The 25,732-nt window shown below is 69.5% G+C and carries 23 protein-coding genes, 1 tRNA gene and 1 pseudogene; 15 read left to right on the top strand and 10 right to left on the bottom strand.

The genetic code is table 11. The annotated features are described in order from the left end of the window. Positions 1-75: 75 nt before the first annotated feature. Genes ndk through AC21LY_RS19840 form a run of 5 tightly spaced genes read right to left on the bottom strand, consistent with a single transcriptional unit; the run spans position 76 to position 6,580 of the window. Positions 76-489, bottom strand: coding sequence for a nucleoside-diphosphate kinase (ndk, locus tag AC21LY_RS19860; RefSeq protein WP_489048289.1), 414 nt, complete (start codon positions 487-489; stop codon positions 76-78). A gap of 20 nt (positions 490-509) precedes the next feature. Next, positions 510-923 carry a DUF4233 domain-containing protein gene (locus AC21LY_RS19855; RefSeq protein ID WP_489048288.1) on the bottom strand — a complete coding sequence of 138 codons (414 nt, stop codon included), beginning with the start codon at positions 921-923 and terminating at the stop codon, positions 510-512. After that, a complete protein-coding gene (gene folC, locus AC21LY_RS19850; RefSeq protein ID WP_489048287.1) occupies positions 920-2,338 on the bottom strand; it encodes a bifunctional tetrahydrofolate synthase/dihydrofolate synthase in 1,419 nt (472 codons plus the stop codon). Before folC ends, AC21LY_RS19855 begins: the two co-directional genes overlap by 4 nt. Then, on the bottom strand, positions 2,335-5,049 hold the full coding sequence (locus AC21LY_RS19845; RefSeq protein ID WP_489048286.1) for a valine--tRNA ligase: 2,715 nt from the start codon (positions 5,047-5,049) through the stop codon (positions 2,335-2,337). Before AC21LY_RS19845 ends, folC begins: the two co-directional genes overlap by 4 nt. 52 nt (positions 5,050-5,101) lie before the next feature. Next, positions 5,102-6,580 (bottom strand): neutral zinc metallopeptidase, encoded by a 1,479-nt coding sequence (locus AC21LY_RS19840; RefSeq protein WP_489048285.1) that lies wholly within the window; start codon positions 6,578-6,580, stop codon positions 5,102-5,104. A 44-nt stretch (positions 6,581-6,624) separates the two neighbouring features. On the opposite strand from AC21LY_RS19840, the gene AC21LY_RS19835 reads away from it, so the two are divergent. Continuing rightward, complete coding sequence (locus AC21LY_RS19835; RefSeq protein WP_489048284.1) at positions 6,625-8,256, top strand: DUF2207 family protein; 1,632 nt, start codon at positions 6,625-6,627, stop codon at positions 8,254-8,256. Positions 8,257-8,355: 99 nt separating this feature from the next. Here the strand turns inward: AC21LY_RS19835 and clpX are convergent, their stop codons facing one another. The 4 genes from clpX to tig form a co-directional block, all read right to left on the bottom strand. Next, positions 8,356-9,633, bottom strand: coding sequence for an ATP-dependent Clp protease ATP-binding subunit ClpX (clpX, locus tag AC21LY_RS19830; protein ID WP_489048283.1), 1,278 nt, complete (start codon positions 9,631-9,633; stop codon positions 8,356-8,358). Between the two features lie 187 nt (positions 9,634-9,820). Next, on the bottom strand, positions 9,821-10,486 hold the full coding sequence (locus AC21LY_RS19825) for an ATP-dependent Clp protease proteolytic subunit (RefSeq protein ID WP_146488972.1): 666 nt from the start codon (positions 10,484-10,486) through the stop codon (positions 9,821-9,823). A 16-nt stretch (positions 10,487-10,502) separates the two neighbouring features. Further along, a complete protein-coding gene (locus tag AC21LY_RS19820) occupies positions 10,503-11,096 on the bottom strand; it encodes an ATP-dependent Clp protease proteolytic subunit (RefSeq protein ID WP_068535762.1) in 594 nt (197 codons plus the stop codon). A gap of 136 nt (positions 11,097-11,232) precedes the next feature. After that, positions 11,233-12,645 (bottom strand): trigger factor, encoded by a 1,413-nt coding sequence (tig, locus tag AC21LY_RS19815; protein WP_489048282.1) that lies wholly within the window; start codon positions 12,643-12,645, stop codon positions 11,233-11,235. Between the two features lie 170 nt (positions 12,646-12,815). On the opposite strand from tig, the gene AC21LY_RS19810 reads away from it, so the two are divergent. The 7 genes and pseudogenes from AC21LY_RS19810 to AC21LY_RS19780 all read left to right on the top strand — a co-directional run bounded on the left by AC21LY_RS19810 (position 12,816) and on the right by AC21LY_RS19780 (position 19,014). Further along, positions 12,816-13,199: a DUF1304 domain-containing protein gene (locus AC21LY_RS19810; RefSeq protein WP_489048281.1), complete on the top strand. Its 384-nt coding sequence runs from the start codon at positions 12,816-12,818 to the stop codon at positions 13,197-13,199. A 381-nt stretch (positions 13,200-13,580) separates the two neighbouring features. Continuing rightward, positions 13,581-14,102, top strand: coding sequence for a spermidine N1-acetyltransferase (gene speG, locus AC21LY_RS19805; RefSeq protein WP_489048280.1), 522 nt, complete (start codon positions 13,581-13,583; stop codon positions 14,100-14,102). 106 nt (positions 14,103-14,208) lie between these two features. After that, complete coding sequence (locus tag AC21LY_RS19800) at positions 14,209-14,964, top strand: YoaK family protein (RefSeq protein WP_489048279.1); 756 nt, start codon at positions 14,209-14,211, stop codon at positions 14,962-14,964. Positions 14,965-15,060: 96 nt separating this feature from the next. Further along, the gene (locus AC21LY_RS19795; protein WP_489048278.1) at positions 15,061-16,398 is read left to right on the top strand and encodes an MFS transporter; all 1,338 of its coding nucleotides are present in this window, start codon (positions 15,061-15,063) and stop codon (positions 16,396-16,398) included. Between the two features lie 19 nt (positions 16,399-16,417). Then, positions 16,418-17,692: an ATP-binding protein gene (locus tag AC21LY_RS19790; protein WP_489048277.1), complete on the top strand. Its 1,275-nt coding sequence runs from the start codon at positions 16,418-16,420 to the stop codon at positions 17,690-17,692. A gap of 182 nt (positions 17,693-17,874) precedes the next feature. Continuing rightward, positions 17,875-18,618, top strand: a pseudogene (locus tag AC21LY_RS19785) (uracil-DNA glycosylase); the annotation flags it as partial. Beyond that, the gene (locus tag AC21LY_RS19780) at positions 18,610-19,014 is read left to right on the top strand and encodes a DUF488 domain-containing protein (protein WP_489048455.1); all 405 of its coding nucleotides are present in this window, start codon (positions 18,610-18,612) and stop codon (positions 19,012-19,014) included. The pseudogene AC21LY_RS19785 and the gene AC21LY_RS19780, both read left to right, overlap by 9 nt. Positions 19,015-19,060: 46 nt before the next feature. Here the strand turns inward: AC21LY_RS19780 and AC21LY_RS19775 are convergent, their stop codons facing one another. Further along, positions 19,061-19,726: a DUF1361 domain-containing protein gene (locus AC21LY_RS19775; RefSeq protein WP_489048276.1), complete on the bottom strand. Its 666-nt coding sequence runs from the start codon at positions 19,724-19,726 to the stop codon at positions 19,061-19,063. 309 nt (positions 19,727-20,035) lie between these two features. Between AC21LY_RS19775 and AC21LY_RS19770 the strand changes: the two genes are divergently transcribed. From AC21LY_RS19770 to AC21LY_RS19740, 7 genes are all read left to right on the top strand, one after another. Then, positions 20,036-20,109 (top strand) — tRNA-Pro (locus AC21LY_RS19770). A gap of 564 nt (positions 20,110-20,673) precedes the next feature. After that, a complete protein-coding gene (locus tag AC21LY_RS19765) occupies positions 20,674-21,108 on the top strand; it encodes a hypothetical protein (RefSeq protein ID WP_489048275.1) in 435 nt (144 codons plus the stop codon). Between the two features lie 470 nt (positions 21,109-21,578). Continuing rightward, entirely contained in the window at positions 21,579-21,737 is a 159-nt protein-coding gene (locus AC21LY_RS19760; RefSeq protein WP_489048274.1) for a cyclic-phosphate processing receiver domain-containing protein, read from the top strand. A 276-nt stretch (positions 21,738-22,013) separates the two neighbouring features. Continuing rightward, positions 22,014-22,280 carry a hypothetical protein gene (locus tag AC21LY_RS19755; protein WP_489048273.1) on the top strand — a complete coding sequence of 89 codons (267 nt, stop codon included), beginning with the start codon at positions 22,014-22,016 and terminating at the stop codon, positions 22,278-22,280. Between the two features lie 111 nt (positions 22,281-22,391). Beyond that, positions 22,392-22,697, top strand: coding sequence for a hypothetical protein (locus AC21LY_RS19750; protein ID WP_489048272.1), 306 nt, complete (start codon positions 22,392-22,394; stop codon positions 22,695-22,697). Positions 22,698-23,344: 647 nt separating this feature from the next. Beyond that, complete coding sequence (locus AC21LY_RS19745) at positions 23,345-24,838, top strand: serine/threonine protein kinase (RefSeq protein WP_489048271.1); 1,494 nt, start codon at positions 23,345-23,347, stop codon at positions 24,836-24,838. A gap of 328 nt (positions 24,839-25,166) precedes the next feature. After that, the coding region (locus tag AC21LY_RS19740) for a serine/threonine-protein kinase (RefSeq protein ID WP_489048454.1) at positions 25,167-25,732 on the top strand (566 nt) is incomplete at its 3' end.

Genomic DNA, 25,732 nt, shown 5'->3' with positions numbered 1-25,732 from the left:
AGTATCGGGCCCGCGCCGCGCGATTTCGCGCGGGCGGGCCCGTGGGATCAGGGGGTTGGAACAGGTTCCGCCAGGTCAGGAGAGACCGGGAAACCAGAGCGCGATCTCCCGCGCCGCCGACTCGGGCGAGTCGGAGCCGTGCACCAGGTTCTCCTGGGTCTCCAGGCCGAAGTCGCCGCGGATGGTGCCGGGCACGGCCTTCTCGACGGGGTCGGTCCCGCCGGCGAGCTGACGGAACGCCGCGATCGCGCGCGGCCCCTCCAGCACCGCGGCCACCACGGGCCCGGAGGTGATGAACTCGAGCAGAGAGCCGAAGAAGGGCTTCTCCTTGTGCTCGGCGTAGTGGCCCTCGGCCACCTCGGTCGAGACGTGCTTGAGTTCGAGGGCCGCGATGGTCAGGCCCTTCCGCTCGATGCGCGCCAGGATCTCCCCGGAGAGGCCGCGCCGCACGCCGTCGGGCTTGATGAGGATCAGAGTCCGCTCAGTCACGGGCATCAGCGTAACCGGCCTCACTCCGTGATCGGCTCCTGCCCCGGCAGCCGCCCCTCGGCCATGCGCTTGCGCACGTCGCGCTCGATGTAGACGATGTACGCCCACACGAGGGCGAAGACGACGCCCACCGCGCCGATCCCCCAGTGCACGACCCAGCCCGCGATGACGGCGACCTGCAGGACGCAGAACGCGGGGATGGCCCAGGGCTTCTTCACGACCATGCAGCCCGCGAAGCAGGCGGCGGCGACGAGCAGCACGTACGCGATCTTGAGGCCGGACAGCCCCGGCGACAACCGGACCACCACGGGCAGCGCCAGCAGGATCACGATCATCTCGAGGATCAGGGTGCCGGAGAGGATGCCGCGGAAGCTCTTCCACGGATCCTTGGGCGGTGGAGTGAACCTGGGGGTGGATGGGGGGGTGCCCGTCACTGGGGTTCCTTTCCGAACAGCGAGCGCGCGACGCCGGCGGTGACCACCGAGCCGGTGATGAGGACGCCCACCCCGGACGCGGGGCCGTCCTCGTCGTCGGATTCCTGGTCGGCGAGCGCGACGGCGGTCTCCACCGCGTCGACCATGGTGGGCGAGGTGACCACGCGGTCCTCGCCGAAGATCTCCTCGGCGATCGCCGCGAGCCGCTCGACCTCGAGCGCGCGCGGCGAGCCGTTGTGCGTGACGACGACGGTGTCGAGCACGGGCTCGAGCGCGGTGAGGACGCCGACAGCGTCCTTGTCCGCGAGCACCGACACGACGCCGATCAGGGTGCGGAAACCGAACTCGGTCTCGATGGTCCGCGCGAGCGCCTGTGCGCCGTGCGGATTGTGCGCGGCGTCGAGGAGCACCGTCGGCGCGCTGCGGACCCGCTCGAGCCGGCCGGGCGAGGCGGATTTCGCGAAACCCTCGCGCACGGTATCGATGTCGAGCTGCTGGTCGGCGCCCGCGCCGAAGAAGGCCTCGACGGCGGCCAGGGCCACCGCGGCGTTGTTGGCCTGGTGCTCGCCGTGCAGCGGCAGGAAGACGTCGTCGTAGACGCCGCCGAGGCCCTGCAGGGTGAGCTGCTGGCCGCCCACCGCCACCCGGCGCTCGATCACGGCGAACTCGGACCCCTCCCGCGCGACGGCCGCGTCGGTCTCCACGGCCCGGCGCAGCAGGACGTCCATCGCCGCGGGCTCCTGCTTGCCCACGATCATCACGGTGTCCTTGGGGATCAGCCGCTCGGGCGCGCGCTTGACGATGCCCGCCTTCTCCCCCGCGATCGACGCCAGGTCGGGGCCGAGGATCTCGACGTGGTCCAGGCCGATCGGGGTGATGACGGCGACCTCCGCCGTGACCACGTTGGTCGCGTCCCAGGTGCCCCCGAGCCCGACCTCGACGACGGCCACGTCGACGGGCGCCTCGGCGAAGGCGGCGAAGGCCATCGCGGTGAGCACCTCGAACTTGCTCATCCGCGGGCCGTCGGCGGCCTCGGACTGCTGATCGACCAGCTCGATGAAGGGCTCGAGCTCACGATAGGTCTCGACGTACTGCCTCGCGGTGATCGGGGCACCGTCGATCGCGATGCGCTCGGTGGCGAGCTGCAGGTGCGGGCTGGTGATCCGGCCCGTGCGGCGGGAGAAGGCCAGCAGCAGCGAGTCGATCATCCGCGCCGTCGACGACTTGCCGTTGGTGCCGGCGATCTGGATCGACGGGTACGCGTCCTGCGGGGAGCCGAGCAGCTGCATCAGCGCGGCGATCCGCGTGAGCGAGGGCTCGATCTTCGTCTCGGGCCAGCGCTGATCCAGTTCCGCCTCGACCTGGGCGAGTTCGGCCAGGTCGTCCGGGTCGGCGGCGTACGCGGGCACCGTCACGCGGCGCCCCCGCCGAGCTGCACGATCCGGGCCGTCAACCGTTCGACCTCCTCCTGCGCGACGGTCTGCCGCGTGCGGATCTTGTCGACGACGGCGTCGGGCGCCTTGGCGAGGAAGGCCTCGTTGCCGAGCTTGGCGGTGGTCCCGTCGAGCTCCTTCTGCGCCGCCTTGAGGTCCTTCTCCAGGCGCGCCCGCTCAGCCCCCAGGTCGACGGTGCCGGACGTGTCCAGCTCGACGGTGACCGTGCCCCCCACCAGCCGGACCTCGAGCGAGGCGGTGGCGGCGAAGCCGTCCTCCGGCGGGGTGAGCCGGCACAGGCTCGCCGCGGCGGCGGCGAGCGCCGTCAGGCCGGCCTCGTCGAGTCCGGTGAGCCGCGCGGCGACCCGCTGGCCCGGCTTGAGCAGCTGGTCGCTGCGGAAGCGGCGGATCTCGGTGACCAGGCGCTGCAGGTCGGCGAACCGGCGCGCGGATTCGACACCGTCGGCGGGGATCTCGGCGGGCGCCCAGTCGCGCGCCGGCCAGTCCGCGATCACCAGCGAAGTGCCGCCGGTCAGGGCCTTCCACAGCACCTCGGTCACGAAGGGCATCGTCGGGTGCAGCATCCGCAGGACGATGTCGAGGGCGTGGCCCAGCACGAGGCGGGTGTTCTCCGCGACCGCGGCGTCCTCGCCCTGCAGCTGCAGCTTGGCGACCTCGAGGTACCAGTCGCACAGCTCGTCCCAGGCGAAGTGGTACAGCGCCTCGCAGGCCTTGCCGAGCTCGTTGGCGTCGAACGCCGCGTCGGCCTCGGCCTGGACGGCGGCGAGCCGGTCGAGGATCCAGCGGTCGGCGTCGGTGAGCTCGGCGCGGTCCGGCAGGTCGCCGACGTGCGCGTCGTTCATCAGCGCCAGCTTCGTGGCGTTGAACAGCTTGGTGGCGAACTTGCGGCTGCTCGCCGCCGCATCCGCACCCACGTTGAGGTCGGCGCCGGGAATGGTGCCGCGGGCGAGGGTGAAGCGCAGCGCGTCGGCACCGTACTCCTCGACCCAGTCCAGCGGGTCGATGCCGTTGCCCTTCGACTTCGACATCTTCTTGCCGAACTCGTCGCGGACCAGGCCGTGCAGCAGCACCTCGTGGAAGGGCACCTTGCCGGGGGCTCCCGGCTGCTCGCCGATGAAGGTGCCGAACATCATCATCCGGGCGACCCAGAAGAAGATGATGTCGTAGCCCGTGACCAGCGTGGACGTCGGGTAGAACTTCGCCAGGTCGGCGGTGGAATCGGGCCAGCCCATCGTCGAGAACGGGAACAGGCCCGAGCTGAACCAGGTGTCGAGAACGTCCGGATCCTGCTCGTAGCCGGCGGGCGGCACGTCGTCCGGGCCGCAGCAGACCACGTCGCGATTGCCGTCGGCATCGGCCGGGCCGTACCAGACGGGGATGCGGTGGCCCCACCACAGCTGGCGGGAGATGTTCCAGTCGTGCATCTCGTCGACCCAGTCGAAGAACCGCGGCGCCAGCGACTCGGGGACGATGGCGGTGTCGCCGTCCCGCACGGCATCGCCCGCGGCCTTGGACAGCTGCTCGACCTTGACCCACCACTGCATCGACAGGCGCGGCTCGATCGGCTCGCCGGAGCGCTCGCTGTGGCCGACGCTGTGCCGGTACGGCCGGACCTCCTTGACGATGCGGCCCTGCTCGGCGAGGGCGTCACGGATCGCCTTCCGCGCGGCGAACCGGTCGAGGCCGTCGAACTGCGTTCCGGTGCCGACGATGTGGGCGGTCTCGTCCATGATCGTGGGCATCGGCAGCTCGTGCCGCTGGCCGAGCGCGAAGTCGTTGGGGTCGTGCGCAGGGGTGATCTTCACGGCGCCGGAGCCGAACTCGGGGTCGACGTAGTCGTCGGCCACGACGGGGATGCGACGGTCGAGGAAGGGGTGCTCCAGGGTGGTGCCCACCAGGTGGCGGTACCGCTCGTCGTCGGGGTGGACGGCGATCGCGGTGTCGCCGAGCATCGTCTCCAGCCGGGTGGTGGCGCAGACGATGTGCGGCTCGTCGTCACTCAAGGACCCGTACCGGAAGGAGACGAGCTCACCGTCGACCTCCTTGTGGTCGACCTCGAGGTCGGAGATGCCGGTCTGCAGGACGGGCGACCAGTTGACGAGGCGCTCGGCCCGGTAGATCAGGCCCGCGTCGTAGAGCTGCTTGAAGATCGTCTGGACGGCGCGCGAGAGCCCCTCGTCCATGGTGAAGCGCTCGCGCGACCAGTCGACGCCCACGCCGATGCGGCGCATCTGGCCGGTGATGTTGCCGTGGCTGGCCTCCTTGAAGGCCCACGCTCGCTCGAGGAACGCCTCGCGGCCGAGTTCGCGCCGGTCTGTGCCCTCGGCGGCCAGCTGCTTCTCGACGAGCGACTGGGTGGCGATGCCGGCGTGGTCGGTACCCGGAAGCCACAGCACCTCGAAGCCCTGCATGCGCTTGCGGCGGCACAGCGCATCGGTGATCGTCTGGTCGAGGGCGTGGCCGAGATGGAGGCTGCCGGTCACGTTGGGGGGCGGGAGGACCACCGAGAAGGCGGGTTTGGGCGAGGTGTTGTCCGCGGTGAAGTACCCGGCGTTCACCCACCCCGCGTAGATGTCCGCCTCTACCGCGCCGGGCTCCCAGGCGGCGGGGAGACGGTCGACCGGTCGGTTTCCCGGCTCGGCCGGGGCGGCGTTCAGCGGCTCTGTAGTCACCCCACGATTCTAGTCAGCGCATGCGAGCCGCTTCCGCGGGGCGGGGAGGCGATCACGAGACGTCGCCGGAGGCCGCGGTCCAGGTGTTGCACCGCGCGACGCGATTGGTCTGGTACCCCGTGTTCCACCAGTTCTGGTAGTGCGCGTCGGTGCCGTGATCGCGCGGATTGCCCGGCTTGTCGCCCCGCTTCTGGTTCGCGTAGACGGTGCGGTAGTCACCGGAGGTGAACTGGCCCCCGGTGTCGGTGACCGAGCGGATGAACAGGCCACTGAAGCACTGCGCTTCGAGCTCGACGCGTCGCGACGCCTCGAGGCCGCTCTCGGTGCTGCGGCCGTACTGCCGCTCCAGTCGTTTGCCGGCGCTGAGGATGCCGCTGATCATCTGGACGTGGTGCCCGTACTCGTGCGCGAAGACGGCGAGGTAGATCACGGGCTGGTCGCCGTAGCGGTCGGCGTCGAGCCCCTGCGGGGGCATGTACAGGGTCTCGTTCGACGAGCAGTAGAAGGCCGCCACGTCCTCGGTGTCGAGATCGGTGACTCCGCACGGAGAGGAGATCCGGCTCCCGGACGGCACCAGCACCGACGGTGCCCGGAACTGCAGCCCGGCGCCTTGGACGACGGGGCGCCACGCCTGCTCCAGGCACGGGGTCACGCTGGCGAAGAAGCGCTGCGCCGCCGCGGTGCTCGACGGCCAGCCCGCCGCCGTGCAGGCCTGCAGGGGCAGCGCGGTGGTCGCGTTCGCGAAGAGCGGGTTGCCCTGCAGGGCGGCGGTTCCCGTGGGGGTCCCGGAGCCGCGCGGACCCGCGGTCGCACTGGTCGTGGTGATGCCGGTCGTGGTGGCCGTGGTCGTGGTCGTGGTCTCTCCGGTGGTGACCGTGGCGGCCGCCGTCGTCGTGGTCGTGCCGTACGCACCCGTGTCGGCGCTGGGGCGGCTCAGCGTGACCACGGCGATGCCGAGGATCAACGCGACGAGCACCACGACCACCACGAGGACGATCCCGATCCAGGCGCCACCGCCGCCGCTGCGGACCGGCGGCGCGGGCGCCCAGGCGGGCTGCGACCCGAACGGTCCAGGCGCTGCCGGGCTCGACGGGTACGCCGGCCCCGGCGAGCCGGGCCTCGGATACCCGGATGCGGCGGCACCGGGCCTCGGGTAGGCCGGTGCCGCGGGCTGCGGGTTCCCGGGTGCGCCGGCCGTGCCCGGCCTCGGGTAGGCGGGCGTCGTGGGTCTCGGGTAGGGCGCCGCGGCGGGCATCGACCACTGCTGGTGCGGAACCGGCCGCGGCGGTGCGGCGGGCACGGCCCTACGCGGAGCGGGAACCGCCCGGTACTGCGGGTGCGGGGCGGGTACGAGCGGGCGGGCGGCCTGCACGGGGCGCGGGACGGGTGCCGGGCGCGGCGCGACCCGGTACGGCCCCGTCGCGCCGCGAATCGGTGCCGGACGGGGCGCGCGCGGCGCCGGTACCGCGACGTGCTGTCGCGGTACCCCCGACACCCCCTTGCCCGTGCCCGGATTGCGCGGATACCCCACTGTGCTCCCCCTGCAGTCCCCGATGTCGATTACTGTACCCAGGCATGTGGGAGGGCAGGCGGGACCCGGGGGAATCACGGCGGCGATGCGCACGCTGGTCGGCACTACTCGCGGCGATCGCCCTCGCCGTCCTGTTCGCCGGCTCCGGACCCGCCGCCGCCACTCCGAGCGGGGTCAGCGTGGAGACCACTCTCGACCTGAAGCCGGACGGGTCGCTCGCGGTGGCCACGACGATCACCGCACCGCAGGGCAAGCCGGTATCCCAGCGGCTGCCCCTCGACGTGCCGGTCGAGGGCAACCGCACCCAGCACTACACGGTCGGGGACGCGAAGGCGGAGAACGGCACCGTCGCGGTCGCCGACGGCGCGCTGCAGGCGACCTCCCCCGGCGGGGTCACCCGGGTCACGTTCACCGTGCGCGGGACCGTCGCGAACGGCCCTGATCTGCAACAGTTCACCTGGCCGATCGCTGCCGGCTACACCGTCGACCTGGATACGGTCACGATGCGCTTCAGCTCCCCCACCGCCACGCCGGATTCGCCGCTCTGCGGATTGGGGCAGGTGGGCGAGCGGCGGATGTGCACGCTCACCCAGACGGACGCCTCCGGCACCGTCACCGCGCAGCAGAACGGACTGCCGCGGGGCAAGGTCGCGGTGTTCACCACACTGCTGCCCGCGGGCACCGTCGCCGCCGATGCTCGGTTCACCGCGACACCCGCCGCCGCACCGGAACGGGATACGGCCGGCCTGATCGCGATGTCCGTGGCAGTCGTGCTGGCCGTCGCGCTCGCCGGCTCCGGATACGTCCGTCGCCGCTCGGACGCCGCCGCGGCCGCGTCCGCGGGCGCGACGGCCGACCTGCTGGTCCCGGACGCCGACGGCGAACTCGCCTTCGCCTCGCCCGACGGTGTCCTCCCCGGACAGGTCGGCACGCTTCTGGAGGGGCGGCTGCGCCCCACCGACGTCGGCGCGACGGTGCTCGACCTCGCGGTGCGCGGATACCTCTGGCTCGCCGCCCTGTCCGGCGGCGACTTCCAGATCTCGCGCCGCGCTCCGCTCGACGGTGCGGTCACGCCCGCAGAGCGCGCGGTGGTCGAGGCCCTGCTACCGGGCGGTGCCGAGACCACCACGGTCTCCGAGCTGACTGGCGGCGCACAGCCGCTCGATCTCGCGCAGGTCCGTGCGGACGTGCGGGCCGGCACCGTCGAACGCGGTTGGCTCCGCGCGGGCCGCGGCCCGCTGCTCGTCCCCGCGATCGCCGTGACGGCGGGAGCCGCGCTCGCGACGGTGGTCTGCGCGTTCCTCGACGCCGGGGTGCTGTACGCCGCCGCGGCGCTCGTCCTCGGTACGGGGCTGGTGGCGGCGGTGCTCCTGCGGCCGCAGCGCACCGCGGCGGGAAGCCGGCTCGCGGCGGGGCTGGGCGGGATGCGCCAGTACCTGATCGCGACGAACGTCAGCGGGCTGCCGGACGCGGAGCGGGAGGTGCTGTTCGAGCGGGCCATCCCCTACACCCACGCCTTCGGCGATCTCCGGACCTGGCTCGCCACCTGGGGCGGCGGCGTGACCGCCCCGCTGGACTGGTACCGAGCGCCCCAGGGGTCGGTCACCGGCCTCGCCACGCTCGCCGCGGTGCTCGACGGCGCAGTCGCCCAGGCCCAGGCCGCTCAGCGGGACTGAGGCACCATCGGACCCGAGAAGTCGTGGCACCCGGCCCCGCCGCCCGCCGGAACGACGAAGCCCGGACCAGACGGCCCGGGCTTCGCGGAAGGATCTCTCCTACGCGCTCTTCTCGCGACGCTCGCCGCGGGAGTGCTTGCGGGGCACGATGGTCGGAAGCACGTTGTCGCGCACCGTCTCCCCCGTGACGACGACCTTCGCCACGTCGTCCCGCGACGGGATGTCGAACATGACGGGGTTGAGCACTTCCTCCATGATGGCGCGCAGGCCGCGGGCACCGGTGCCGCGGTGGATGGCCTGGTCGGCGATCGCGCCGAGCGCATCGTCGTCGAACTCCAGCTCCACGCCGTCCATCTCGAACAGGCGCTGATACTGCTTGACGAGCGCGTTCTTCGGCTCCGAGAGGATCGAGACCAGCGACTCCTTGTCGAGGTTCGAGACGGAGGCGATCACGGGCAGGCGGCCGATGAACTCGGGGATGAGGCCGAACTTGATCAGATCCTCGGGCAGCACGTCGGCGAAGTGATCGACGGTGTCGACCTCCGCCTTGGAGCGCACCTCGTTGCCGAAGCCCAGCCCGCGCTTGCCGATCCGGTCCCCCACGACCTTCTCCAGCCCGGCGAACGCGCCGGCCACGATGAACAGCACGTTCGTCGTGTCGATCTGGATGAACTCCTGATGCGGGTGCTTGCGGCCGCCCTGCGGCGGCACGCTGGCCTGCGTCCCCTCGAGGATCTTCAGCAGGGCCTGCTGCACGCCCTCGCCCGAGACGTCGCGGGTGATCGACGGGTTCTCGCTCTTGCGGGCGATCTTGTCGACCTCGTCGATGTAGATGATGCCGGTCTCGGCGCGCTTGACGTCGTAGTCCGCGGCCTGGATCAGCTTGAGCAAGATGTTCTCGACGTCCTCACCCACGTAGCCGGCCTCGGTGAGGGCCGTGGCGTCGGCGATGGCGAAGGGGACGTTGAGCATCTTCGCCAGGGTCTGCGCGAGGTAGGTCTTGCCGCAACCGGTGGGGCCGAGCATGAGGATGTTCGACTTCGCCAGCTCGACGCTGTCCCCGCGGGCGTCCTTGCGTTCGCCTGCCTGGATGCGCTTGTAGTGGTTGTAGACGGCCACCGCGAGGTTGCGCTTGGCGGAGTCCTGCCCGATGACGTAGTTGTCCAGGAAGTCCCGGATCTCGACGGGCTTGGGCAGCTCGTCCAGCTTCACGTCACTGGTCTCGGCCAGTTCCTCTTCGATGATCTCGTTGCAGAGGTCGATGCACTCGTCGCAGATGTACACGCCGGGGCCCGCGATCAGCTTCTTGACCTGCTTCTGACTCTTCCCGCAGAAAGAGCACTTCAACAGGTCTGCGCCGTCCCCGATCCGTGCCATGCCCTGTGCCCACTTCCCTTGCCGATGACTGGCCCGCCCGGTTGCTCAGCGGGTGGCGTCTGTGTACGACGGTACCCGCGAACTTCTGTCCCGGCGACCGATATGAATAGCTTGCTGCAGCCGCCACCGAGGGCCACGGAACCCGCTCACGCGGCGTGTCGCGACCCCCGGCGCACTGCTGTCGTTCCTACTTGGCCGAGGCCTTGCGGTACGGGAACACCGTGTCGACGATGCCGTACTCCTTGGCCTGGTCGGCCGTGAGAATGTTGTCGCGATCGGTGTCCTTGCGGATCTTCTCCACGGTCTGGCCGGTGTGGCTCGCCAGGATCTCGTCGAGGCGGTTGCGCGCACGCTCCATCTCGGCGGCCTGGATCTCGAGGTCGGAGACCTGGCCGCGCATCGAACCGCCCGTGCGCGGCTGGTGGATCAGCACCGTCGAGTTGGGCAGCGCGGCGCGCTTGCCCGGGGTGCCGCCGGCCAGCAGGATCGCCGCGGCCGAGGCGGCGGTACCGAGCACCACGGTCGCGACGTCACAGTGGACGTACTGCATCGTGTCGTAGATGCCGAGCGCGTCGTAGAGGCTGCCACCGGGCGAGTTGATGTAGATCGTGATGTCCCGGTCCGGGTCCTGCGACTCGAGCACGAGGATCTGCGCCATCACATCGTTGGCCGAGACCTCGTCGATCTGGTTCTTGAGGAAGATGATGCGCTCGTCGAAGAGCTTGGAGTACGGGTTCGTGACGCGCTCGTTGCCGTTCGCCGCGCGCTCGATGAACGACGGGACGTCGTAGCGGCCGGTGGCGGGGACGTGCAGGCCCTGAGCCGACATCGTGGTGGGGTAACCCTCAGTCATGGAAAATGTCCTCTCGCTACTTGACGGAGCTCGCGCGGCTGACCACGTGGTCGACGAAGCCGTAGTCCCGGGCCTGCTCGGCGGTGAACCACTTGTCGCGATCCGCGTCGGCCTCGATCTTCTCGATCGGCTGACCGGTGAACTGCGCATTGAGGCGATTCATCTCGACCTTGGTGTTCCGGAAGAGCTCGGCCTGGATGGCGATGTCGGCGGCCGTGCCACCGATGCCGGCCGACGGCTGGTGCATCATGATGCGCGCGTGCGGCAGCGCGTAGCGCTTGCCCTTCGTGCCCGCGGCGAGAAGGAACTCGCCCATCGAGGCCGCCATGCCCATCGCGTAGGTCGCGACGTCGCACTCGACGAACTCCATGGTGTCGAAGATCGCCATGCCCGCGGAGATGCTGCCGCCGGGCGAGTTGATGTAGAGGTTGATGTCCTTGGTCGGATCCTCCGCGGACAGCAGCAGCATCTGCGCGCAGAGCTGATTCGCGATGTCGTCGTTCACCTCGCTGCCGAGGAAGATGATCCGCGACTCCAGGAGACGGCTGTACACCGAATCATTGAGGTTCAGGCCGGCAATTCCGGCCCGCATGGTGGGGTTGGAGTTCATCCGCTGCTCCCTGCCTTTCTTTGCTGACATCGACAGTAACGAACGGTGCCGACCGAACCGTCCCCCGGCACGCCCGGCTCCGCTGAGGGCAGAAACGCCCCGCAGCCGATCCGGCTGCGGGGCGCTCCGCGGGGTCCTACTTCTCGTCGGCCTCGGCGGCGATCTCCTCGGCCTCGGCGACCACGTCCTGCTCGGCTGCGGCCTCCTCGGCGAGCTCCTCGCCCGCGTTCTCACGGTCGAACAGCGCCTTGGTGTCGACGGCGTTGCCGTCCGCGTCCTTGACCGTCACCTCGAGCACCACGTCCGCCAGGCCCTTGCCGCGGCGGACCTCCTGGAACAGGGCGGGCAGCTGGCCGGCCTGCTGGATCTGCTGGATGAACTCGGCCGGCTGCACGCCGTAGCGCTGCGACTGGAACAGGATGTGCTCCTGCAGCTCCTGCTGGTCGACCTGCACGTCCTGCGCGTCGGCGATCGCATCGAGCAGCAGCTGCACCTTGACCTGCTTCTCGGCGGACTCGCGCGCCTGGGACTCGAACTCCTCGCGCGTGGTGCCCTGCGCCTTGAGCGCGGTCTCGAGCAGCTCCTCGTTGTGGCCCACCTGGTGCAGGACGTCGTGCACGTTGGCGTCGGCCTGCTCCTTGACGACGGCCTCGGGCAGCGGGACCTCGACGGCCTCGAGCAGCTTCTCGAGGACGGCGTCGCGGATGTCCGCGGCCTGGCCGAGCTTCTTGTTCTGCTCGACCCGCTCACGCAGGTCGGCGCGCAGCTCCTCGACGGTGTCGAACTCGCTCGCCAGCTGGGCGAACTCGTCGTCCAGCTCGGGTAGCTCGCGCTCCTTGACGGAATCCACGACGACGGTGACCTCGGCCTCCTGGCCCGCGAACTCGCCGGCCACCAGCGTGGTGGTGAACTGCTTCGACTCGCCGGACTTCAGGCCCACGACGGCCTCGTCGAGACCGTCGATCAGCGTGCCGGAGCCGACCTCGTGCGAGAGGCCGGTGGTCTTGGCGTCCTCGACGTCCTTGCCGTCGACGGTGGCCGACAGGTCGATGGTGATGAAGTCGCCGGTCTCGACGGCGCGGTCGACACCCTTGAGCGTGCCGAAGCGGGCGCGCAGCCCCTCGATCTGCTCGTCGACGTCGGCGTCGGTGACCTCGAGCGACGGGACCTCGACCTCGATGGCCGAGTACTCGGGCAGCGTGATCTCGGGGCGCACGTCGACCTCGGCGGTGAACGAGAAGGTCTCGCCGTACTCGAGCTTCTCGATGTCGATCTCGGGCTGGCCCAGGGCCTTGACCTCGGAATCCAGGACGGCCTGGCTGTACTTGCCGGGCAGCGCGTCGTTGATGACCTGCGAGAGCACCGCGTCGCGGCCGACACGCGCCTCGATCAGCTTCGCGGGGGCCTTGCCCTTGCGGAAGCCGGGGATGTTGACCTGCTGCGCGAGCGTCTGGTAGGCGCGCTCGAAATCGGGCGCGAGCTCGTCGAAGGGAACCTCGACGCTCAGGCGGACGCGAGTCGGGCTCAGCTGCTCGACGGTGCTCTTCACTCGTTCTCCTCGGGTTGGTATCAGCAGGAGAACCTCGTCATGTGTGGCTTCCTGCGGGCAGCACGGGACCGACGTCGGGCCCACGGCACTCGGACGATCCTACGCGACGGTGTCGGGCGACCTCAGGCCGGGCGGCTGCCGGACCGGCGACGATCGGCCATGATGAGCGCATGATCCTCGCCGGACTCGTTCTCGCCGTCGCGGCGGCGCTGCTGCACTGCTTCATCTTCTACCTGGAGTCGATCGCGTGGACCTCGCCGCGCGCCCGCGCCGCCTTCGGCACCACCGAGGAGACGGCGGAGATCACCAGGCCGCTCGCCTTCAACCAGGGCTTCTACAACCTCTTCCTCGCGATCGCGGTGTTCGTGGGACTGGTGCTCTTCGGTCCGCAGCGCGCGGTCGGCGCGACGCTGGTGCTCGTGGGCGTCGGATCGATGCTCGCGGCGGCCCTCGTCCTCGCCCTCTCGGATCGGACCAAGCTGCGCGCCGCAACGATCCAAGGGGCCGCGCCGCTGCTCGCGGTGGTCCTCCTGGGCATCGGGCTCGCTGCGTAGCTGCGCCGGTTCGGGTCTCGCCGCGGCGTGCGCGCCGGGAGTCGGAGGCCCCGTCGCGCACCCGGGGAGCCGGCCGGCCCCGTCGCGCACGAGGAACCAGCCAGCGCCGCCACCCGCGGAAGTCGTCCCCCTCGCGGCGCCGATCCGCGGCACTGACGTTCGCTCCCCCACCGGAAGCCGGTCGCCGCGTGGGGGCTCGGCCGTCCCCCACGCGGCGCCCAATCCCCCACCAGGCGCCAGCTCTCCCCCGCCGCAAGCCGATTCCCCCACGGCACGCCGACCGCGCTCGGCTACCCCCTACGCGGCACCGGTTCCCCCACCGGACGCCGGATCGCCGGCGATCACGGCACCCCCGGGACGCGATCGTCCTACCCTGGAACGGTGGAACTGACGTTGCGCGCGATGGAGCGGACGGACCTGCGGTTCGTGCACGGCCTGTTCAACGACCGGGCGGTGATGTCCTACTGGTTCGAGGAGCCCTTCGACGCACTGGCCGAACTCGAGGACATCTACGAACGGCACGTCCACGACGAGCGGGAGCGCCGCTTCATCATCGAGACCGACGGCATCCCGGTGGGCCTCGTCGAGCTGGTCGAGATCAATTTCATCCACCGCAACTGCGAGTTCCAGATCATCGTCGCCCCGGCGGCACAGGGGCGCGGCTACGCCGGTACCGCCACGCGCAAAGCGCTGGACTACGCCTTCCGGATCCTGAACCTCCACAAGGTCTATCTCTACGTCGACATCGCGAACGAGAAGGCCGCGCACATCTACGAGAAGATCGGCTTCGTCCAGGAGGGCCTCCTCCGCGAGGAGTTCTTCTCGAACGGCTCGTACCGTGATGCACGCCTGATGGGTGTCTTCCAGCGGGACTTCCTCGCCTCCGACCCAGCACCCGAGTGACGGCGGTCTCCCGCGACGGACGGCGTGAGCGGACCCCCATGTCGCACGGGATGTGAGTCGAGTCGCGAGCCCTGCAAAGTAACCGGAGAACCGGTAACCATGGGTAATGACCCCTACGACGGAGCCCCAGCCCACCCAGCACGAGCCCCGCCCGGTCGTCTCCCGCGAGACCGCCATCGGCACCGACGCACGCCTGTCCTGGCTTCTCGCCGGGCTCGCGGGCATGGTCGGCGCCGTCGCCTTCCTCCACTCCGCCGGCTACTTCGTGACCTTCATGACCGGCAACACCGAACGCGCGGTCCTGACCTGGTTCAAGGCCTCGGACGCGCAGCAGATCGCCGGCGCGAGCGCGTTCGCCGCGACCGCCCTGATCGTGGCCTTCGTGGTCGGCGTGGTGGTCGCCTCGATCTGCCGCCGGTACTTCTGGCACGGACATCCCCATGGGCCGACTGTGCTCACCACCGCGGGCCTGCTCGTCGCCTCCGCGACGGACTTCGTCCTGGACGGGTTCGCCGAGCCGGAGGTGCGGTTCATCCCCATCCTGATCATCACGTTCTCCCTGGGCGCGCTGAACACCTCGTTCACGAAGAACGGCGAGGTCTCGGTACCGCTGTCGTACGTCACGGGCACACTCGTCAAACTCGGCCAGGGCATCGAGCGTCACGCCACGGGCAACGGCACCGTCTACGACTGGCTCGGCTACGCGCTGGTCTACGCGGGCTTCGTGCTCGGCGCCGCTGTCGGCGGCGTCATCGGCTCCTTCGGCACCGGGCCGCAGGTCATCCTCGTGGCCGGAATCCTGTGCGGTATCACCACCCTGGTCACCTTCTTCCACTCGGATCGCCGGAAGCTGCTGGGCTGACCGCCTGGACGGCGCAGCCACCGCCCCCTACGCCGGTTGCGGTCACCGCGAGTACAACCCGTGACAGGGTCCGGCCGCGCCGATAGTTTCCGGTCGGTGAGTACCGCCACCGTCGACGCCGCGCCCGCACCGTCCGCCCCCAGCCGCTCCCAGTTGCGGCGCGTGATCGCGGCGTCGCTGCTGGGCACCACCGTGGAGTGGTACGACTTCTTCCTCTACTCGACCGCCGCGTCGCTGGTCTTCACCAAGCTCTTCTTCCCGGACACGAGTTCGTTCGTGGGCACGATGCTCAGCTTCGTGACCTTCGCGGTCGGCTTCGTGATGCGGCCCATCGGCGGGCTCGTCTTCGGGCACATCGGCGATCGGATCGGGCGGCGACAGACGCTCGCGCTGACGATGCTGCTCATGGGCGTGGCGACGGCGCTGATGGGCGCCCTACCGACTGCCGCGCAGGTGGGGGTTCTCGCGCCGATCCTGTTGCTGCTCCTGCGCATCGTTCAGGGCTTCGCCCTCGGCGGCGAGTGGGCGGGGGCCGTGCTCCTAGCGGTCGAGCACGCCCCCGAGGGGCGCAAGGGCCGGTTCGGGGCCGTCCCGCAGGTCGGTCTCGCACTGGGACTGGGTCTGGGCACGGCCGTCTTCGCGCTGCTGCAAACCGTTTTCGACGACGAGCAGTTCCTCCGGTTCGGCTGGCGCATCGCCTTCGCGATCTCGATCGTGCTGGTGGTCATAGGTGTCGTCGTGCGTCTCGCGGTGGACGAGACGCCGGCCTTCCTGACGGCGCGCGCCACGCTCGACACCACGCGCACACCGCTCCGGCAACTGCTCGCCGATCCCGGTCTGCGCCGCAAGACGGTCGCGGGATGCCTGGCGCGCTGGGCCGAAGGCAGCGCGTTCAACACCTGGGGCGTCTTCGCCATCACCTATGCCACAGCGACACTCGCGATGAAGAAGGTGGACGTGCTGCTCGCGGTCACCGCCGCCGCACTGGTCATGGCGGCCGTGATCCCGTTCGCGGGCATCCTCGTGGACCGGTTCGGCCCGGCGCGGGTGTACGGGACGGGCGTGCTGCTGTACGGCCTGGCCGTCTTCCCGGTGTTCGCCCTGTTCGGCACCGCGTCGATCCTGTGGTTCACCGTCGGGCTCGTCGTCGTCTTCGGCCTGATCCACGGAGTGTTCTACGCCGCGCAGGGCACCCTCTTCGCGAGCATGTTCCCCACCGAGGTCCGCTACACCGGACTGTCCGTCGTGTACCAGTTCTCCGGGATCTACGCCTCGGGCCTGACGCCCCTGATCCTGACCGCCCTCATCCACGGGGCCGACGGTGCGCCCTGGACCGCGGCGGGCTACCTGGTCGCGACTGCGCTCATCTCCCTCGCAGCGACCGCGTGGATCCGGAAGGTCGCACTCACGGAACCGGCGAGCGCGGATCTGTGATGCGTGCCACACTGCCTGCATGACGGCCCACATCCGCGAGTTCCACGACGACGATCTCGACACCATCGTCCGGCTCTGGGAAGCCGCCTATCACCGCGGAACGCCGCCGGTGTACTCGATGGCGGAGGTCATCGCCTCGTGTCAGCAGGACCACGCCATGGTCGCCACGGAGGGCGATCGCGTGGTGGCGGTGGCCGTCGGCCGGGCCGCGCACGCGCAGGGCTGGATCGTCTTCTTCGAGGTCGCCCCCGATACCGACCCGACGGTCGCGGGCCTCGTCCTCGACGCGCTCGAACGGCGGATGGCGCCGCTCGGGCTGGGCAAGTTGTCCGTACTCACGGCAGGGGACGACGACGCGTCGGCCGCCCTGTCGAAGAACGGCTTCGTCGTGCGGGATCCGGTCCGCTACCTGGAGCGGCCGATGCCCGTGCAACGGCGCGAGCTGGACCTGCTCAAGGAGGTGGGCGGTCGGCTGCTCCCCCGACAGCTGTGGGACCGCGTGAGCGGTATGCGGCGCGAGAAGGAGATGCTCGAGCAGCGACTGGTCACCCCGCTCGCCCGCCCCGACATGGCCGAACGCTTCGGGGTCATGCCGCCGCATGCGGTGATGCTCTTCGGCCCGCCGGGGACCGGGAAGACCACCTTCGCGAAGGCGGTGGCCTCCCGCCTGGACTGGCCCTTCGTGGAGCTCTTCCCCTCGCGCCTCGCCGATTCGCCCGGCGGCCTCGCCGGCGCGCTGCGCTCGGCGTTCGAGGCCATCGCCTCGTTGGAGCACGCGGTGGTCTTCATCGACGAGGTCGAGGAGATCGCGTCGCGGCGGCGCGGCGATCCGCCGTCACCCACCCAGGGCGTGACCAACGAACTGCTCAAGCAGGTCGCGGAGTTCCGCGACCAGGAGGGCCGACTCCTGGTGTGCGCCACCAACTTCGTGCGCGCACTCGACGACGCCTTCCTGCGGCACGGCCGCTTCGACTACGTCATGCCGATCGGCCTGCCGGATGCGGACGCCCGCTCGGCGATCTGGAACCGGTACATCCCGGACCACGTGGTCGGCGCGATCGACCTCGCCGCACTCACCGCCGCGAGCGACGGAATGACGCCGGCCGACATCGAGTACGCGGCCCGCCGCGCCTCGCAGGACGCCCTGGCGCGGGCGCTCGACTCAGCGGGCGCGCCCGCCGAGGAGCTGAGCACCGCCGACTACCTGACGGCCGTCTCCGCCACCCGAGCCACCGTATCGCCCGCCGTGGCGGCCGAGTTCTCGGAGGACATCGAGACGTACGCACGGCTCTGACGCCCTTCCGACCCCGGAGTAACCGATTGGAACACAGGAGCGCCGTCTGGTAGTCTTTCGAACAAGTTCGTGAGCGTGACTGTAAACCGCTCAGTGAAACAGAGGCCGGGGCGCGTTACAGGTGCCGCCGGCCTCGTCCATATCCGGCGCACGGATCCCCACCTCCCGCCTAGTCTCGGACCATGTCCAGGCGACCCCGCGCGACCGTGCCGGAGGAGGCACCGTCGGCCGCGAGGACGGCGCGGACCGTCCCCGAGCTCGACGCCCTGATCTGTTCGTGCCGGGCCTGTCCCCGCCTGGTGGCGTGGCGCGAGGAGGTGGCACGCGTCAAGCGCGCGGCCTTCGCCGGCGAGACCTACTGGGGTCGGCCGGTGCCCGGGTTCGGGCCGGTGGACGCGCGGATCCTCATCGTCGGGCTCGCGCCCGCGGCGCACGGCGCCAACCGCACCGGCCGGATGTTCACCGGCGACCGGAGCGGCGACGTCCTCTTCGCCGCTCTCCACGCCGTCGGCCTGGCGAATCAGTCACACGCCGTCTCGGCCGACGACGGCATGGAACTCCACGGCACCCGGATGAGCTCGCCCGTGCGTTGCGCACCGCCCGCGAACAAGCCCACCCCGGCGGAACGCCGGACGTGCGCCCCCTTCCTCGACCGCGAGCTCGAGCTGCTCCCCGACCTCCGGGTGGCCGTGGTGCTCGGCGCCTTCGGCTGGCAGTCGCTGTTCGCGGTCCTCGCCGACGGCGGGTGGCGGGTACCGAGACCGCGGCCCGCCTTCGGGCACGGCGCTCGGGTCGACGTCACCCACCCCGACGGCCGAGCACTCACCGTTCTCGGCTGCTTCCACGTGAGCCAGCACAACACCTTCACCGGGCGGCTGACGCCGGCCATGCTGGAGGGCGTTCTGCGCGACGCGCGGATGCTCGCGCGCTACGGTGCGGCGGAAAGGACGACGGTGACGGTCATAGTCAAGCGCGTGTACGAGCCGGAGACCGCGGGCGACGGGGCGCGGATCCTCGTAGACCGGCTGTGGCCGCGCGGGATCAGCAAGGACCGCGCCGACCTGGCGCAATGGTGCAAGGCGGTCTCGCCGTCGACGGAACTGCGGAAATGGTACGAGCACGACCCCGCGAAGTACCCCGAGTTCGTCGAGCGATACCGGGCAGAACTCGCCGAACCCGACGCGGCCACAGCCTTGGCGGGCCTGCAAGCCCGTGTCGATGCTGGGCCGGTAACCCTGCTAACAGCCTCCAAAGCGGAAAACATCAGCCACGCGCACGTCCTCGCGGCGCTCCTGACCGGGCGCGACCCGCTCATACCGTGAGGCATCCGAGTTCTCCTGGCGCCGCTCCAGGTAGACGGTACGCCGCTCACGCGCGCTGCGGAGTCCTCTCCGTCGCGACCGCGACCGGCGGCGTGAGTGACCAGACGGTCAGGTAGGCGAGTCCGAAGAACGCCGCGACCGCGGCTGCGACGCCCGTGGACTGCACGTAGGAGAACGGCGAGGTCACCCAGTCGAGCGTCGCGATGACGACGGCATCGGGCCTCGTCACGAGGTCCCAGGAGTTCCAGCGCTGGAAGCGACCGATCACCACGCCGATCGCGCACAGCCCCACCGACAGCACGACCGTGAGCCACCCCCACCGTGCGCCGAACTCGCGCTGTAACCGGCGGTGCACCAGCAGCATCGAGACCACACCCAGCAAGATGCCCGTCCACGCTGCGAAGCCGTACTGGAGGATGTGTCGCCACATGTTCTCACCGTCACCGAGGTGCACGAGGTCGGTCACGAGGTACGGCGAGTTCGGCAGGAAGGCGAGCCAGGCGAACCCGAGGGGCACGAGCGCCCAACGGCGGCGCACCGTTGAGAAGCCCATGGCGCACAGCATCGGGATCCACGCGAGGAAGAGGTTCCAGATGAGGAAGCGACTCGGGTAGGTGAGTGGGGCCGACGGGTCCGTGGTGCCGAGCGCCACGGTCAGCGCCGTCGTGGCGAGCAGGGAGGCCAGCAACAGCGCGCCGCGTGTTCTCGTCATCAGATCAGTTTGCCAAAGCGCACGGATTCGTTAGCGAACGTCAGGTCTGAGCATCCGCGACTCGTGGCAGGACCACTCCTCGTCGAACTGCACGGCACCGCTGAAAACCGATTGCCGGCGACGACGGATCTCCGTACCGTCGACGTCGACTCCGCCCAAGTCGCGTCTACCCGGTAAGGACGCGACCTTCCCGCGACGGTGAGGGTGGCCGCCCGTTCGAGCCGGGCCGGAGCCGGAGGGCTCACAGCGACGCGGGCGCAGTCGGGGTCCTCGCGGCGGGTACGCTCTAGCTGGTCGCGCACGCGATCACGGGATGTGGCGCAGCTTGGTAGCGCATCCGCTTTGGGAGCGGAGGGTCGCAGGTTCAAATCCTGTCATCCCGACAGAGATAAGCAGGCCGGTACCCGGAAAGTACAAGCCTCCCAGCGCAACGATATGACACGACATGGCACGTCAGCCCGGGAATCGGGTGTCAGATGGCCCGCCAAATCGGCGCGTCGTGCGACCTCGGGTGGCACCTCGTACGCAGTGCTCTACCTTCCGTGCACGGCCAAGATCCTCGACTACGTCCGCGTGGTGGAGCTGCCGTCCGGACGCCGCTACGAGGTCCGTGTTGAGACCGCGGGTGCGTCCGGTAGAAGGCAGCAGTCCCGCAAGCGCTTCCGGACGCTCAAGGAGGCCACCGACTTCTACGCAACCGTTCGTGGCGAGCGAGCGGCGGGAACGTTCACCGCGCCGAGCGGCCTGACACTGCGTCAGCCGTCGACGCCTACCTCGACTCCCTCACGGTCCGCCCCAACACCATGAGCGCGTACGCCGTCGCGCTCCGGCCGGCGATCACGGCGCTCGGAGACAAGCCTGTGCAGAGCTTGACGCGGGGGACTGCTGCACCGATAGGTGACAGTTGCGGTGGCGGTAGCGTCCGCAGGCCGGGTACCGTCGACTCTGTGGCTGAATCCGTTCCCGGGTGGTTTCACCAACTGTCGCCCGACCTGCAGACCGCGCTGATCCGAGCGCCGCACCGTGTCCTGGATGCCGACCAGGTGCAGCTCCTCAGCCAGCGAAGCGGGGTCGTTGGTGATGCATACTTCGTCTCGCACGGTGGCGGCGCGGAAGGATTCCGATTGGCACCTGCCGTGGTCGCCGGGATCGAGGCGGAAACCCGACGACGGACTGCTTGGTGGAACGCGCTACAGCCCGCGACCCGTGAAGGACTCATCAAGCACGTTAACGGGGAGGTGCCCGCGGAGCTCCGGGAGGACGCGCTGTCCCCCGGGCCGGCACTGCTGACCGATACCAGCTCCAGCGGAGGCAATGTCACCGGTCAGCCGTTCACGTTTGACCCGTTCACTCGCGCCTTCATCGCTGCGCAGATCGAGTGACTCCAGCGGCGCACATGTTGATCGTGCCTGCATCGCCAGCGTCACGATCGCGGCCGCTCGAAATCCCGTAGCCGCTTGTCGGTTTCTCGTGCCACGATCACGAGATGCCTGACCTCTGCGACTGCGACCGCCGCGACCACATCGACTCCCCCCGACGGGCACTGCGTGAACCTATCCACCGCCAGCGAGGAGCCCGAAGAGACCCGACGCTCGCCCAATGGACCCGCTGCGGCTGCTGCATGGCGGACTGCCCGGACGTGCACCCGACCGAGACGCCGGGCTTCTTCGACCGGGTTCCCGGCAGCGTGACCTTCGCAGCCGAGTACGTCGCGACGCTGCCGGCCGACGAGCAGGAGCAGCTCCGGGCACGGGAGGCGGCAGGTGAGATCCGGATCCGACGGCGCCGAGTCGATCCCGGAGCCGCTACGCGAGATCAGGATCCTTCGTACCGCGCGCAAAACACATGCGGGATGAGGACGAGAGTGAAGCTCGTCGTCGACGAGCTCTGCGACCCGCCCGACGCCACCTGGACCGTCGTTCGCACCAGCGCCGAGGCCCTGGTTCTGCAGTCCGGCACCCAGGTCGACGAGCTGAGCCTTGACCACGACCTCGGCCGTGACCTGGACTAACCCCACGCCGACACCGCATACTTGCCGCCTGACCATCAGCCGCACTATCGCTACCGCCACCACGGTACCCGCGCTTCTCCTCGTCTTTCTGATGACGAGTGTCCCCACCTGGGCATACCTCGTTCCGGCGCTGGTCCTCGCGGTCGAGCTCGCGATGGCTGTTCGGGCGAGCAGAATCGACCGCGCCGCCACGTTTGCCTGACGCCAGGTGCGATCGCGCGCACTGGTCGGCGTGAGGGCCAGAACGTGTCGCACCCTGGCGATAGCGTCCCAGCCATGACCATCGCCAGAACGATCCACGTCGACGAAGCCGAGGTGGCCGGTGGCCTCGGCGCCCTCGTCGATCGCGTTGCCGAGACCTACGATCGGATCCTGATCCTCCGTGAAGGAAAGCCGATCGCTGCGCTCGTCTGCGCAGCTGACCTGTTGCACCTCGAGCTCGCGGGGGACCTCGGGCATGGGGAGAGGCGTGGTCCGGAGTCCTACTGTGGCACCGGATACTTTATGCAAATGTACGACGAGTCTCGCCAGGCAGACGAGTAGCGTCCCCACCATGACATCGACATCGGCCGGCGGTCTTCGAGAGCCGCTGTAGCCCCGCTCACCGCGACAGGCGCGGACGCGAGCGGGGCTGCCCGACTCCGAAGGACCGTCATGTCTCGAACCGATGTCCACGCCCCGTTCCACGTCCGGATCGCGCGTGGTGAGGTCTCCGCGCACCCCGTCCACCGCTGCGCCGGCCGCGAGTGCGACCTGCCCGACCTGGTGCCCGGCTGGGCTGATCGCGGCGGTGATGCGTGCCGCTGGGAACCGTTCCAGGAAGACCAGAACTGGTGCTCGTGCTGGATGTGCCACTGGCACCACCGCCCCGAGCACCGCCGCGCCGCCGACCGAGCTCGGCTTCGGGATGTCACGCGGGCCTGGAACTCCGGCGACTACGGTGCAATGAATGAGATGTAGTCGCAGATCCCCGCGCCGAGGCCTTCTTCAGTACCGCCTCCGTCCGCTCTCCGGCCATCCGCCACCGACAACGTGGATGCTTCGCGTCACGTAGATCTCGCGTCCAGCGAACCCTCGCGCAAGAGCCGCCGGACCTCTGCGGCGGTATCCGATCGGGTCGATCTGGAAGCGCTGCTTCGGCTTCGACCTCTTCGATGTCGATTTCGGCTTCGAAGGCTCTGGTGTTGAACTTGACTGCTTCGAGGGCCTCACGGAGGATGCGGTCGGGTTCGGCGCATGTTCTCGGCCAAATGCGAGGTCAGGCCAATCTGCCCGAAGCTGTTCCTTCTATGCATCCTATGACTTGAGGTGCCCCTGCTCAAACGGGGTCAACGGACGCTGGAGACTGACACCGCGCAGGCACAAAATGAGTTGGCAAACCTCGTCGAAACGTCGGAGTGCCAGGTTCTCTCTCCTACTTCGCTGCACATCCGCCCCCGTTGTCCGTATTGCGTGAGTCGGAGGTTGGCGCAGTGGAACTGCGCTGGGTGCGGCTTCGAGCAAGATGACAGACACGACCTGTTCGCTTTCGTTCCCTAGCCGAAACACCTTCTGACCTGTGATCCCCTCCCCGACCAGCCGCGTCGGCGACCTGCCACAATTCCGACATGTCCATCACCGAGATCGCCGGTTACCGCATCGTCCGCCAGCTCGGTGCCGGCGGCATGGGGCAGGTGTTCCTGGTCGAGCACCCGCGGCTGCCGCGCCGAGACGCGCTCAAGCTCCTCGATGCCGGCGTGTCGCGCAACAACGACTTCAAGGCGCGGTTCCTGCGGGAAGCCGATCTCCTCGCTCAGCTGAGCCACCCGAACATCGTCACGCTGTACGACCGCGGCCAGTTCGAGGACCGGCTCTGGATCACGATGGAGTACATCGACGGCATCGACGCAGGCGAACTCGCCAAGGCACAGGGCGCCCTGGACCCCACCGTCGCCCTCGAGCTGATCACCGGAGCCGGTGCCGCGCTGGACTACGCGTGGCGCAAGCAGCGCATCACCCACCGGGACGTCAAACCCGCCAATATCCTGCTCGGCGTGGACGGGACCGAGTTGGAGGCGGTGAAGCTCGCCGACTTCGGCATCGCCAAGGCCGCGGGTGAGGCGACGTCGCTGACCTCCACGGGGATCACGGTCGGGACGATGCAGTACATCAGCCCAGAGGCGATCGAGGGTGACTTTGTCGACAACCGAGCGGACATCTACTCCCTAGGCTGCACCGCGTTCCACCTCCTCACGGGGCGGCCGCCGTACACCGGCAAGTCGATCACCTCGCTGATGAACGCGCACCTGACGCAGGATCCGCCGTCCGTGACCGAGGTGGCACCGCAGCTGCCCGAGCAGCTGGACGAGGTCTTCGCGAAGGTCCTGGCGAAGAACCCGGACGATCGGTACCCGACCTGCACTGAGTTCGGTGACGCGCTGCGGACCGCGATCGAGGCACACCTCGGTGACACCCGTGCGATCGTGGTGCCAGCGGTGCCGAAGCGAGAGATCGCACCAGACGCGGTCACGGAGCTTCGGCCCGCGCAGTCGGATTCCAACGCGGAGGATACGCAGCTACGTGGAGAGGTGGAACCCGCCACGCCTGTGAGGAAGTCGCGGACGGTACCTATCCTCGCCGCGGTCGTGGCTGTACTGGCGGTCGCGGCGACGGTACTCGGTGTGTACGTGAGCCGGTCGGGTGGGGACGAGATAGCCGCTGCGATGGCGAGCTCTACGACGGTGGTACCCACGGCGCCGACTGTGACCGTCAGCGTGACACCCACGACCACAACGTCCACGGCTGCGGTGACGACCACGACGGCGCCAGTCACGACGAGGACCACTACCGCGACGACGACTGTCGCAACGGAGACGATTGACGAGGACACCCCGTGTAGCAACCCGGGCTCTGTTTCTCCAGACGGCAAGTGGATCTGCGGTGGAATGAATGGGCTCTGGGTCCTCAAGGACGCACCGCCCCTGGCGACCACGACGTGGGATACAGAAGGCAAGGAATGCACGAAAGTCGGCGCCAAGCTTCGCGTGGAGCGGACTGACGCCGTCCTTACCTGCAGGGATCGGGGCTCGAAGGGGCTCATGTGGGTGGTCGGGTCCCACTGACTCAGGCGAAGGTCATCCCGACAGAACACCAACGAAGTGATGCGGGCCGCGCTCGCCGAACACTCCGACGGCACCCCGCTTCGTAAGCTGCGCTCAAGCTGAGCCGACCGTCGATCCGACGACGTAACGATTCGGGCGTTCGGGGCGATATCCCCTCGACCAGGCACGCCCGGGTGCGCCGTGGGCGGAAACATCCCGGCGACGCTACCCCGGCCCGTCGCGAGGGCGGGCCTACAGCGACGATCGTGATCAGGAGGTACAGACCTTGCGCCGCGGAACCGTGATCGCCGACCGCTACGAACTCCTCCGGCTCATCGCCACCGGCGGCATGGGCCAAGTCTGGGAAGCCATGGACACCCGCCTCGACCGCCGCGTCGCAGTCAAAGTCCTCAAAGCCGAATTCTCCGAAGACCAAGAATTCCTCGCCCGCTTCCGCAACGAAGCCCGCACCACCGCCGCCCTCAACCACCCCGGCATCGCCGGCGTCTACGACTACGGCGAAACCGCCGACCAAGCCGGCGGCGCACCCCTGGCCTACCTCGTCATGGAACTGGTCAACGGCGAACCCCTCAACGCCGTCCTCAGCCGCCTCGGCCACCTCAGCCAGGCCCAAGCACTCGACCTCCTCGAACAAACCGGCCGCGCCCTCCAAGTCGCCCACACCGCCGGCCTCGTCCACCGCGACGTCAAACCCGGCAACATCCTCATCACCCCCACCGGCCAAGTGAAAATCACCGACTTCGGCATCGCCAAAGCCGTCGACGCCGCACCCGTCACCAAAACCGGCATGGTCATGGGCACCGCCCAATACATCTCCCCCGAACAAGCCTCCGGCGAAGACGCCACCGCCGCCTCCGACGTCTACTCCCTCGGCGTCGTCGGCTACGAATGCCT

The organism is Tsukamurella sp. II2bb (assembly GCF_057815145.1).
This window is presented reverse-complemented; position numbering and strand designations above follow the sequence as displayed.